Here is a 12,416-nt window from a genome sequence, read left to right on the forward strand (position 1 = left end):
CACGGCATCCGGACACCCTTTTGCCCAAGCGCGACTCGGGCAAAATCAGAATACAAGGGCGGGCATCGCCCGCCGGCCTTTCGATCCGCTGCCGGTAAAGTGGGGCCAGAGCGGCGGGCAATGCCCACCCTACGCGAGTCGCTCACTTCCCTTGGCCTCCATTCAAATGCCGTAGGCCTTGCGCAGCAGGCTCAGCGGATGCTCCGCCGCGGGCTTGTCGCCGAGGCCGTGGGCGATGTGGCCGCCGGCCATCGGGCAGTCGCTGGTGAAGTGGTCGGGGTTGGCTTGCTCGACGCGATTCTCCACCGGTTTCGCCAGCTTGCGTGAGAGCGCATAGGTCTTGTGCTTCACGCCGTAGGTGCCGTCGTGGCCGGAGCAGCGCTCGATGGTGACGACTTCGGTGTCCGGCACCAGTTGCAGGATCTCGCGCGTCTTCGGGCCGATCTTCTGCACGCGCTGGTGGCACGGCACCTGCCAGGCGACCTTGCCCAGCGACTGCTTGAAGTCGGTCTGCAACAGGCCGGCCTTGTGGCGCTCGGCGAGGTATTCGAACGGATCGAAGAAGCGCTCGCGCACCAGCGCGACGTCGGCATCGTCGGGAAACATCAGCGGCAGCTCCTGCTTGAACATCAGCACGCAGGAGGGAATCGCCGCGGTGAAGTCCCAGCCTTCGCGCGCCATCTTCGCCAGCACCGGGATGTTGCGCTCCTTGTACTTCGTCACCGTCTTCAGGTCGCCCAGTTCCAGCTTGGGCATGCCGCAGCAGCTTTCCTGCTCGACCAGCCGGGTCGGGATCGCGTTGTGCGCCAGCACGGCGGCGAGATCCTCGACCACGCCGGGCGCGGAGTGGTCGCAGTAGCAGGTGGCGAACAGCGCGAGCTTGCCGCGGGTGCGGCCCGCGGGCACCGCCTCGCCCCGGCCGTCGAGGTCGCGCAGGCGCTTGCGCGCGGTGGGTGCGTAGTACTCGGGCACGCGTGCCTTCGCGTCGACGCCCATGGTCTTTTCCAGCAGCTGGCGCGCGGCCGGGTTGCGGTTGGCGGCGTTGATCACCTGCACCACCACCGGGATCGAGGCGAGCTTGCCCACGGTGCGCGTGCTGGACAGGATCTTCGACGACAACGGCGCGCCGTCACGCTCGAACGCCACCGCCTTGGCGCGCAGCATCAGGTGCGGGAAATCCACGTTCCACGGGTGCGGCGGCGTGTACGGGCACTTGGTCTGGTAGCACAGGTCGCACAGGTAGCACTGCTCGGTGACCTTCGGATAGTCGGCCTTGTCGACGCTGTCGACCTCCATCGTCGCGGAGGCGTCGACCAGGTCGAACAGGGTGGGGAAGGCGTGGCACAGGCTGACGCAGCGGCGGCAGCCGTGGCAGATGTTGAACACGCGCTCCATCTCCGCTTCCAGCGCCGCGGCGTCCCAGAAGGCCGGGTCGTGCTGGCCCAGCGGATGGCGGGTCGGCGCATCGAGGTTGCCTTCACGCGTTTCGTGGATGGGGTCCATCGGCGTCTCCCCGGCGGTTTGGGCCATGGATAGGACTTGCCCGAGCGCCGTCATCCCCGCCTTCGCGGGGATGACGAACTTGGGCGCCATTTCCTCAGCCCAGTTCGCCCAGCGCCTTGGTGAAGCGGTTCGCGTGCGATCGCTCGGCCTTGGCCAGCGTCTCGAACCAGTCGGCGATCTCGCCGAAGCCTTCCTCGCGCGCGGCCTTGGCCATGCCCGGGTACATGTCGGTGTACTCGTGGGTCTCGCCGGCGATGGCGCTCTTCAGGTTCAGCTGGGTGCCGCCGAACGGCAGGCCGGTGGCGGGGTCGCCCACCGCTTCGAGGTATTCCAGGTGGCCGTGGGCGTGGCCGGTCTCGCCTTCGGCGGTGGAGCGGAACACCGCGGAAACATCGTTGTAGCCCTCGACGTCGGCCTTGGCGGCGAAGTAGAGGTAGCGGCGGTTGGCCATCGACTCGCCGGCGAAGGCGTCCTTCAGGTTCTGCTCAGTGCGGGATCCTTTCAAGTTGCTCATGACATCACCTCGTGGCGTTGGGCTGGGAGGGTTTGTGCCTTGCGGTCTTGACGGCCTGACCGGCCGAGCCTAGCGCCCGGCAGGCGCGCGATGAAATTGATTGTCTAGATCGCATGGATAGCTTGCGGCTATCGGCGGGCGGCCTTGCGCGGTGCCGGCGGCGCGGCCGGCGCGGTGGCCGCCGTATGGGCGTCGAGCAGGTCCGCCGGCAGTTGCCGGAACACGTCCGCCAGCCGTTGCAGGAACCCGTCCATGGCCGAACTCTTGCGCCAGACCATGGCGATGCGCCGGCTCGGCGGGTGGCCCCTGAATTCGATCAGGTGCAGGTTCTCCACCGGCGCCACCGGCGGCTTCACCGCGGTGACCGGCAGCAGGGTGATGCCCACGTTCGCCGCCACCATCTGCCGCAACGTTTCCAGGCTGGTGGCGCGGAAGCCGCTGTGTTCGCCCGCACCCGCCAGGTGGCAGACCTCCAGCGCCTGGTCGCGCAGGCAATGGCCGTCTTCCAGCAGCAGCAGGTTCTGGTTGGACAGGTCGCCCAGCTTCAGCTGGCCCTGCTTGTGCGCCAGCGGGTGCGCGTCCGACACCGCCAGCAGGAACGGTTCCTCGAACAGGAATTCGGTGTGCAGGCTGTCCTCGTGCAGCGGCAGCGCGAGGATGCCGGCGTCGAGCTTGCCCTCGCGCAGCATGCGCAGCACCGCCTCGGTCTTTTCCTCGACCAGCAACAGTTCCAGCCTGGGGAACGCCTGGCGCACCAGCGGCAGCGCATGCGGCAGCAGGTACGGGCCCAGCGTGGGGAAGATGCCCAGGCGCACGGTGCCGGACTCGGGGTCCAGCGTGCGCCGGGCCACGCCGCGGATCTGCTCGATCTCGTTGAGCACGTCGCGCGCACGCGCGGCGATGTCGCGGCCGACCTCGGTCAGCAGCACCTTGCGCGGCGTGCGCTCGACCAGCGGCACGCCCAGTTCATCCTCCAGCTTCTTGATCTGGGTGGACAGGGTGGGCTGGCTGACGAAGCAGGCCTCGGCGGCGCGGCCGAAATGCCGGTGCTCGGCGAGGGCCACCAGGTATTGGAGGTCGCGCAGGTTCATGGCTGGTCCGGGCTGGCAATAGACATACGCTATGGCCGGGATGGTAACAATCAATTGGAACGATGCAAGTGCGGGACCTATCCTGCGCACACGTTCTGCCCGCAGCACCCCGCGCGTCGGAGTTCCCCCCTCCTGCTCCCCCGCAGACGCGCGGGTTTCCCCAAACCGGCGACAAGGCTTGCCTTGCCGCCGCTTTTTTTTCCGGATCTCCCCCTGGCGGCCGCCATGCCTTCTGGCACTGGGGCCCAGGTCATGGCGGCCCTAGCGTGAAGGTTTCCCCACCGCCAGAGAAGATCCTCATGCGCCGTCTCGCCCGTCCGCTTCTGCTTACCGCACTGGCCGCCTGCTGCGGCGCCGCGTTCGCCGCCACCGCCGACCAGGCACCGCAGGGTCGGTTGCCGGGCTGGGCGGTGCCGCAGTCCTACCAGCTCGCGTTCAAGGTCGATCCCGCGCAAGCCGATTTCTCCGGCACCACCACGATCAAGCTGAAGCTGACCCAGGCCTCCGACCACCTGTGGCTGGACGGCGCCGGGCTGAAGGTGTCGAAGGTGACCATCACCGACGCCGCCGGCAAGACGCACGCCGGCAAGTACGTCGCCGTGGATCCGAAGGCCGGCGTGGCGCGGGTGGATTTCGGCGGTGGCCTGAAGCCGCAGCAGCTGACCCTGAAGCTCGACTACACCGCGCCGCTCAACCAGCAGTTGCAGGGCCTGTACAAGGTCACCGCCAAGGGCCAGCCGTACGCGATGACGCAGATGGAGCCGATCAGCGCGCGCTTCGCCTTCCCGGGCTTCGACGAGCCGGGCTTCAAGACCCCGTTCGACATCGCCATCACCGTGCCCGAGCACGAGAACGTGGTGGCGAACACGCGCCAGGTGAAGGAGCAGCCGGCCGGCAGGGGCTGGAAGACCGTGACCTTCGCGCAGACGCTGCCGCTGCCCACCTACCTGGTCGCGTTCGCGGTGGGCCCGTGGGACATCGTCGACGGCCCGGACATCTCGCCCGACGCGTACCGCGCCAAGCCGCTCAAGCTGCGCGGCATCGCGGCCAAGGGCGAGGGCCACCGCATGGAACACGTGCTGGGCGAGACGCCGAGCATCATCCATGCGCTGGAGAACTACTACGGCTTCGGCTATCCGTTCGACAAGCTCGACCTGCTGGCGGCGCCGGACTTCGAGGCCGGCGCGATGGAGAACCCGGGCCTGGTCACCTTCCGCGACTGGCTGCTGCTGCTCGACAAGGATTCGCCGGCGCGCAACGTGCGCGGCTCGTTCAACGTCAACGCGCACGAGCTGGCCCACCAGTGGACCGGCGACACGGTCACCACCGAGTGGTGGAACGACATCTGGCTCAACGAGGCCTTCGCCACCTGGATGCAGCAGAAAGTCACCATGCAGGTGCACCCGGAATACCGCGCCGACCTCGACCGCGTACGCGGCGCGCAGGGCGCGATGAGCAACGACAGCCTCACCAGCGCGCGCAGCATCCGCCAGCCGATCACCGGCAACGGCGACATCATGACCGCGTTCGACGGCATCACCTACCAGAAGGGCGCCAGCGTCATCGGCATGTTCGAGAGCTATGTCGGCGAGCCCATCTACCAGAAGGGCATGCGCGCCTACATCCAGAAGCAGAAGTTCGGCAACGCCACCGCCGACGACCTGGTCTCGGCGATCGCCGCCGCGGCCGGCAAGGGCGACGCGTTCAAGCACGCGTTCAAGAGCTTCCTCGACCAGTCCGGCGTGCCGTACGTGGCGACCCGGCTTGAGCAGAAGGACGGCAAGACCGTGCTGCAGCTGAGCCAGAGCCGCTACCTGCTGGTCGGCAGCGGCGGCGACCCGCAGCGCATCTGGGGCGTGCCGGTGTGCGTGCGCTACGGAGTGGCCGCCAACGGCAAAGATGGAGCACCGTCCAGCAAGGTCGCCTGCGAGATGCTCGACCAGGCCACCGGCGCGATGGAACTGCCCGGCGCCAGCACGCCGACCTGGGTGATGCCGAACGCGAACGCCAGCGGCTACTACCGCTTCAGCCTCGACCAGGCCGGGCTGGACAGCCTGGTCAAGCAGATCGGCAAGCTCGGCGACGCCGAGCAGCTCGCCTACGCCGACGCGATCAACGCCAGCTTCCGCCATGGCGACCTCGACGCGGGCCAGGTGCTGGCCGCGCTGCAGCCGCTGACCGGCTCGAAGATCCGCGAAGTGGCCCTCGCGCCGCTGGGCATGGTCGGCGGGCTCTATCAGCGCATCGCCGTCACCGACGCCCAGCGCGCGCGGCTGGCCGCGTGGGCGAAGGCCGCCTACCTGCCGCGGCTGGAGCAGCTGGGCTACCAGCGCAAGGCCGGCGAATCCGAAGACGACGCCTTGATGCGCAGCAGCCTGGCCAGCGCGCTGGCGTTCGATTTCAAGCTGCCGGAAGTGCGTGCGGCCTTGCTCAGGCAGGGCGAGGCGGCGCTGAAGCCGAAGGCGGACGGCCGTCTGGACCTGGCCGCCGCCGATCCCGACCTGCTCGGCGACGCGCTGGGCGTGGCGGTGCAGGAACGCGGCAAGAGCGCGGTCGACGCGCTGGTCGCCGAACTGCCCAGGACCAGCGACGCGGCCCTGCGCAACGGCATCCTCGGCGGCCTGGCCAGCGTGGAAGATCCCGCGTTGGCCGAACAGGTGCGCAACTTCGCGCTGACCAAGCCGGTGAAGGTCGGCGAGATGGGCATGCTGCTGCGCGGCAGCCGCGACACGCTGGCCCAGCGCGACGCGATGTGGGCGTGGTTCACCGCGCACTACCAGCAGATCCTGGAGCGCACCGGCAGCTTCTCCGGCGGCCGCCTGCCGTCGATGGCCGCGGGCGGCGGTTGCTCCAGCGCCGAGTACGATCGCCTGCAGGCGTTCTTCAAAGCCCACGAGAAGGATGCCGCCGGCATCGGCCGCGGCCTGGCGCAGACCGGCGAATCGATCCAGCTGTGCAGCGCGCTGAAGGCGAAGCAGGACCCGGCCGCGATCCTGCGCTGAGCGCATTCGCCGCTCCGGCAAAAAGCCCCGCCATGGCGGGGCTTTTTTGCCGGGCGCGTCAGCATTTCGGCAATACGGCCGGCGTAGCATGGGCGGCGGAACGCCGGTATCGCATGCGGGGAGATGATGATCGAGTTGGAAATCCAGGCACTCTCGGAGAGACGGGGAGGCCTGATCGTCGAGGTCGGCCGGCTGGCCGCCGCATGTGGTTTCATCCTGCAGCGGCAACGCCTGGTGCAGGATCCGAACGGCGCCCTGCTGACCATGGTGGTGTGCGGCCCGTCGCGCAAACGGCGCGAGCTGCAGGCGGCGCTCGAGGGCTACGAGCGCATCATCAGCTTCGAGCTTGAACCGTTCGTGGAAGGCGAATCGCGACCGCACTTTGCCGCCTCGCGCCCGCTCGCCAGCTATGTGCCCCCTCCGGCGGCGCCTCGGCCAGCGACACCGGCGTCCGTGCCTACGCCTGTGCCCGCACCGGCGCCCACGCCTGCGCCAGCATCCGTACCTGAGCCCGCACCGACACGTACTCGTCCCGCCGCAACCCGGGAGGCAGCCCCTGTTGCGACACCGGCGGCGGCGAAGCCGGTGGCGCCGGTCGTGGTCGTGGCACCCGTGTTCGTCGATGTCGTGCCGAGCGTCCCCGTGGCGCCGGCGCCGGAATCGTTCGAGGAGCTGATGATGAGCTACCGGCGCCCGCCGGCGCCCACGTCGGCGAAGTCCGCGCCCGCGCCATTTGTGGAGCTGCTGGCGCTGGAGGCGGACGCGCCGGCGGTCGGGCAGGCGCTGGCCGACCTGGCGCACGAGTACCCGCGGATCCTGCCGCGCCTGCTGGCGCTGGATCGCGCCGTCGCGGCCGGCGCGCGCGAAGCATCGCTGCAGCTTGCCGGGCAGCGCGTCGGCGCCTGGCTGTTCGAACGCGAGTATGCGCTGGATACCGGGCTGGACCTGGGGGCGGCGCTCGATGCCATCGGCGTGCCGGCACTGCATGCGTTTGTCGAGGTCGAGCGGCGCGGCGGCCAATTACACCTACGGCACAGCCCGCTGTGCGCGCAGCACGGCCGCTCCGGCTGCAGCTTCTTCGGCGGCCTCCTGGAAGGTCTGCTCGGCCCGGCCATCGCGCCGGGCGGGTTGTCGGTCTTTCCCGTCTGCTGCCGGAGTTGCGGGGCGGACGAGTGCGTGTTCGCGGTTTCGGGGTGAGAGCGGCGGCTGCGGCCGGCCAGCGGCGAGAGCATTCAGGCGGATGCCTTCGCCATGGCCATCGACACGCAACCCCCCGGTGCCGCCTGCTGCGTTGAAGCGGTAACCGCCGCCGGCTGGCAGCGTGGCCGTTGCCGGAACAGGCCCGGCTGTGCGTCTGCGATGTTCCACTTACACTGTGCCGGCCGCATGGCATCAGGGGAGAGACGCATGCTTGCCCGGACACTCGGACTGTTGGGATTGTGGTTGCTGCTGGCGGCGCCGTTGCCGGCGCAGGAGGTTCCTCCGCCGCTGCGCGACTGGCAGGGTTGGGTGCTGCATGACATGCCGCAGCACGATTGCCCGTTCCTCGCCAGCCAGGCGCCGAACGCCGGCAATCGCCAGTGCGCGTGGCCCGGCCGCCTGGTGCTGGATGCCGGCAAGGACGGCGGCCGCTTCAGCCTGGACGTGCACGTGGATGCGCCGAGCTGGGTGGCGCTGCCCGGCGATGCGCGCAGCTGGCCGCAGCAGGTCAGCGCGAACAACCAGCCGGCCACGGTGCTGCAGCGGGGCGACCAGCCGATGCTGTGGCTGGCGCCCGGCGACTACCAGTTGCGCGGCACGCTGCCGTGGTCGATGCGCCCGGCGCGGCTGCGCGTGCCCTTGACGATCGGGCTGGTCGCGTTGAGCGTCGACGGCACGGCGGTGGCACGCATCGAGCGCAATGGCGAACAGCTCACTCTCGGCGAAGCCGCCGCCGCGCAGCGCGCCGCCGATGCGCTGGCGCTGCGCGTGTATCGGCGCCTGGCCGACGGCCTGCCGGCCACGCTGGAGACGCAGCTGCAGTTCAACGTCGCGGGCAGTGCCCGCGAGCAGTCGCTGGGGCCGGTGTTGCCGGAGGGTTTCATGGCCACCGCCTTGTCCGGCGAGCTGCCCGCACGGCTGGAGAGCGACGGCCGGCTGCGCGTGCAGCTGCGGCCGGGCCAGTGGACGGTCACGCTGGAGGCGCGCAGCGTCGCGCCGCTGGCCAGGGTGGCGCTGAAACTGCCGGCGGCGCCGTGGCCGCGGCAGGAGACCTGGAGTTATGCCGACGATCCCGCGCTGCGCAGCACCCGGGTGGAAGGCCACGCCACCGACGCGGCGCAGGCCGGCGTGCCGGGCGAATGGCGCGAGCTGCCGGCGTTCGTACTGGACGACAGCGCGGGCCTGGCGGTCGAGCAAGGCACGCGCGGCGACGAGGGCGGCAAGGGCGACCAGCTGCACCTGCAGCGCCAGCTGTGGCTGGATTTCGACGGCGGCGGGCTCAGCGTGGCCGACCGCCTCAGCGGCGAACTGCGTCATCACCAGCGCCTCGACGTGGCGGCGCCGTGGCAACTGCAGCGGGCCAGCCAGGGCGGCGAGCCATTGCTGGTCAGCCAGGGTGAGGACGGCCGCAGCGGCGTCGAACTGCGCGAGCAGCAGCTCGTCCTGGACGCCGGCCTGCGCCTGTCCACGCATCGCGGCGAGATTTCCAGCGCCGGCTGGCAGCTGCCGCTGGAAAGCGTCGACGCCACCTTGCACCTGCCGTACGGCTACCGCCTGCTCGGCGCCACCGGCGTGGATCGCTCGCCCGATTCGTGGGTGGCGCAGTGGAGCCTGCTCGACCTGTTCGTGGTGGCCTTGATCGCGCTGCTGGCCGGGCGCCTGCTCGGCTGGCCGTGGTCGCTGCTGGCCGCGGGCTATCTGGCGCTGGCCCAGCATGAGCATGGCGCGCCGCTGTGGACGCTGGCCGTGACGCTGGCGCTGGCGCTGCTGTTGCGCGCTTTGCCGGAAGGGCGGCTGCGCGCGGCGGCGCGCGCCGCCGCGGTGGCGATCTTCGCGCTGGCGGTGCTGTGGACCCTGCCGTTTGCCGCGACGCAGCTGCAGTACGCGCTGCATCCGCAGCTCGAAGCGGGAAATCAGGGGCGGGCCGTCGCAGCGGGCTATGCCGCGCAGGCAGTGCGGGACGAGGCTTATGCGAATGCGCGGATGAAGATGAAGCAGCAAGTGGCGTCGCCGGCCGTGGAAGAGCAGGCCATGCCTGCGCCGGCTCCTCCGATGGGCGAGCTGGCTTCAACGGCACTCTCGGCGCCGGGCGTATCGCGCGGCGGATCGAATGCGGCGCTGAGTGCGGTGGCCGTGACCGCGGCGAGTCTTCCGGAGCCGAGGCATGCCGGCCCAGCTGTCGGCCGTGCCGTCGACAGCCGCAGCGTGATCCAGGCCGGCGCCGGCACGCCGCATTGGGACCAGGGCAACGACTACCGGCTCGGCTGGTCCGGTCCAGTGACGGCAGAGCAGGGCACGCGGCTGGTGATCGCGCCGGCGTGGCTGGTGCGGCTGCTGCGGGTGGTCATGGTGGGGTTGCTGGCGCTGCTGCTGGCGAAGCTGGTGCCGCTGCTGCTGACGCCGCTGCGCGGTCGCTGGCGCGACTGGCGTAGTGGCGGCGCGGCAAGCGCGGCCTTGCTGGCCATCGCGTTGCTGCCGGCCGGCGTGCATGCGCAGAGCCTGCCCAGCCAGGAACTGCTGAACCAGCTGCGCGGCCGGCTCACCGAGGCGCCGAAATGCGTGCCGGCCTGCGCCGCCGTGGCGCAGGCGCAACTGCAGGCCGGCGGCGACACGCTCGACGTGGCACTGGAAGCGCACGTCGGCGCGACGGTCGCGTTGCCGCTGCCGCAGGCGGACGATGCGCTGCAGCTCGTCGACGTCGGCGTGGACGGCCGTGCCAATGCGCCGCTCGGCCGTCGCGGCGACCAGCTGCTGCTGCGGCTGGATCGCGGCGTGCACCGGATCAGCCTGCGCTACCGCATCGGCGCGGCGGACAGCGCCAGCCTGCGCTTCGCGCTGCGCCCGCAGCGCATCGGGTTCAGCGGCCAGGGCTGGTCGCTGGCCGGGGTCGACGACGGCCGCCCGCTGGGCGACAGCATCGCGCTGCGGCGCATGCGTACCGCCAGCGACGGCAAGGATCTGCCACCCGTGCAGAGTTTCCCGCCGTACGTGCGGCTGACCCGCCGCTTGCAGCTGGGCGTGGACTGGACCGTCGAGAACACGGTCGAGCGGATCGCCCCGCAGGGTGGCGGCTTCAGCGTCACGCTGCCGCTGCTGCCGGGCGAGCATCCGCTGGGCGACGACGCGCTGGTGAAGGACGGCCGCATCGGCATCACCTTCAACGCGAACAGCGGCGAGGTGAGCTGGAGCAGCCGGCTCGACCACGCGGCGACGCTCGCGCTCGAGGCGCCGGCGCTGGGCGAGCGTGCCGAGGTATGGGAAATCCACGCCGCGCCGATGTGGCACGTGGACGCGAAGGGCGTGCCGACCAGCGCCAGCGACGACGGCCTGCTGTACCAACCGCTGCCCGGCGAGAGCCTGCAGCTGGCCTTCGGCAAGCCGGTGGCGATCGCCGGCGACAGCCTGGCGTTCGATGGCGTGCAGGTGGTCAGCCGCGCCGGCGAGCGCGCCACCGAGACCACGCTGAGCCTGCGCGCGCGTAGCACGCGCGGCGGCGAACACGCGATCGGCCTGCCTGCCGGCGCCGAGTTGCTGGACGCGAACCGCGACGGCGTACCGGTCAACCTGGCCGTGCGCGACGGCGCGCTCGGCCTGCCGCTGCTGCCGGGCGAACACGGCTACACGCTGCGCCTGCGCGAGCCGCACGGCGTCGCCGCGCGCACGCGCACGCCGTTATTCGCGCTGCACGCGCCGGTGGCGAACATCGACCTCGCGCTGCAGCTGCCGCAGGATCGCTGGGTGCTGTGGACGTGGGGGCCGACCACCGGGCCGGCGGTGCTGTACTGGTCGCAGCTGGTGGTGCTGCTGTTCGCCGCCTGGCTGCTGGCGCGCTGGGCGCCCACGCCGTTGCGCTTCCGCCACTGGTTGCTGCTGGGGCTGGGCTTCTCCGCGTTCGCGTGGAGTGCCTACGCGCTGGTGGTGGCCTGGCTGATCCTGCTCGGCCTGCGTGCGCGCGGCACGCCGTCCGAGCAGCTGGGCAGCACGAAGTTCAACCTGATGCAGCTGGGTCTCGCCCTGCTCACCCTGCTGGCGCTGGCGGTGCTGATCGGCGCGGTGCCGAAGGGCTTGCTCGGTCTGCCTGACATGCACGTGGCCGGCAACGCGTCCGATGCGTGGAACCTGCGCTGGTTCGCCGACCAGAGCGCCGGTGCGCTGCCGGGCGCCGGCGTGTTCAGCGTCCCGTTGTGGGTCTACAAGCTGGCCATGCTGGCGTGGGCGCTGTGGCTGGCGTGGTCGCTGATCGACTGGCTGCGCTGGGCGTTCGGCGCGTGGACGCGCGGCGGCTACTGGCGCAAGCGCGTGCCGAAGCCGGGCGTGACGCCGCCGCCGCTCTCGACGACCGAGCCGCCGCATGCCTGATATCCGAAGCCTGCTGGCTGCCGCCACCGCACGGCTCGGTGAGCGCGCCGAAGCCGAACTGCTGCTGCTGCACGTGCTGCGGCAGCCGCGCAGCTGGCTGTTCGCGCATGCCGACGACGTGCCCGGGATGGACGTCCAGACGGCTTTTTCGGCACTGCTCGAACGCCGCGCCGCGGGCGAGCCGGTGGCCTACCTCACCGGCCGGCGCGGCTTCTGGTCGCTGGACCTGGAGGTGACGCCGGCCACGCTGATCCCGCGCCCGGAAACCGAGCTGCTGGTGGAGCTGGCGCTGCAGCGCCTGCCACCCGACGCCGCCTGCCGCGTGGCCGACCTCGGCACCGGCAGCGGCGCGATCGCGCTGGCCATTGCCAGCGAACGCCCGCACGCGCACGTCGTCGCCACGGATGCCAGCGCGGAAGCGCTCGCCGTGGCCCAGCGCAACGCGCAGCGCCACGCCATCGGCAACGTCGCCTTCGTGCACGGTGACTGGCTGGCGCCGCTCGCCGGCCAGCGCTTCGACCTGATCGTCTCCAACCCCCCGTACATCGAAGCCGCCGACCCGCACCTCGCGCAGGGCGACCTGCGCTTCGAACCGGCCGCGGCGTTGGCTTCCGGCGCCGACGGCCTCGACGCCATCCGCCGCATCGTGCGCGATGCCCGCACGTATCTGGAGGCTGGCGGCTGGCTGCTGTTCGAGCACGGCTGGAACCAGGGCGTCGCCGTCCGCGCGCTGCTCGCCGATGCCGG

7 protein-coding genes are annotated in these 12,416 nt (G+C 70.9%); 4 read left to right on the forward strand and 3 right to left on the reverse strand.

Annotation, left to right across the window (positions count from 1 at the left end):
- Positions 1-162 precede the first annotated feature (162 nt).
- The 3 genes from RHOFW104R8_RS11825 to RHOFW104R8_RS11835 all read right to left on the reverse strand — a co-directional run bounded on the left by RHOFW104R8_RS11825 (position 163) and on the right by RHOFW104R8_RS11835 (position 3,108).
- Positions 163-1,503, reverse strand: a complete 1,341-nt coding sequence (locus tag RHOFW104R8_RS11825; protein ID WP_068094892.1) for a (Fe-S)-binding protein — start codon at positions 1,501-1,503, stop codon at positions 163-165.
- A 94-nt stretch (positions 1,504-1,597) separates the two neighbouring features.
- Positions 1,598-2,017 carry a rubrerythrin family protein gene (locus RHOFW104R8_RS11830; protein ID WP_068094890.1) on the reverse strand — a complete coding sequence of 140 codons (420 nt, stop codon included), beginning with the start codon at positions 2,015-2,017 and terminating at the stop codon, positions 1,598-1,600.
- A gap of 128 nt (positions 2,018-2,145) precedes the next feature.
- A complete protein-coding gene (locus tag RHOFW104R8_RS11835; protein WP_068094887.1) occupies positions 2,146-3,108 on the reverse strand; it encodes a LysR substrate-binding domain-containing protein in 963 nt (320 codons plus the stop codon).
- Between the two features lie 299 nt (positions 3,109-3,407).
- Between RHOFW104R8_RS11835 and RHOFW104R8_RS11840 the strand changes: the two genes are divergently transcribed.
- From RHOFW104R8_RS11840 to prmC, 4 genes are all read left to right on the forward strand, one after another.
- Positions 3,408-6,110, forward strand: a complete 2,703-nt coding sequence (locus tag RHOFW104R8_RS11840) for a M1 family metallopeptidase (RefSeq protein WP_068094884.1) — start codon at positions 3,408-3,410, stop codon at positions 6,108-6,110.
- A 123-nt stretch (positions 6,111-6,233) separates the two neighbouring features.
- Positions 6,234-7,307: a hypothetical protein gene (locus RHOFW104R8_RS17405; RefSeq protein WP_068094881.1), complete on the forward strand. Its 1,074-nt coding sequence runs from the start codon at positions 6,234-6,236 to the stop codon at positions 7,305-7,307.
- A gap of 210 nt (positions 7,308-7,517) precedes the next feature.
- Positions 7,518-11,669 carry a hypothetical protein gene (locus tag RHOFW104R8_RS11850; RefSeq protein WP_068094877.1) on the forward strand — a complete coding sequence of 1,384 codons (4,152 nt, stop codon included), beginning with the start codon at positions 7,518-7,520 and terminating at the stop codon, positions 11,667-11,669.
- Positions 11,662-12,416 (forward strand): peptide chain release factor N(5)-glutamine methyltransferase (gene prmC / locus RHOFW104R8_RS11855; RefSeq protein ID WP_068098881.1); only part of this gene is annotated, 755 nt, incomplete at its 3' end. The genes RHOFW104R8_RS11850 and prmC, both read left to right, overlap by 8 nt.

This window comes from Rhodanobacter sp. FW104-R8 (assembly GCF_001617365.1).
Taxonomy (GTDB): domain Bacteria; phylum Pseudomonadota; class Gammaproteobacteria; order Xanthomonadales; family Rhodanobacteraceae; genus Rhodanobacter.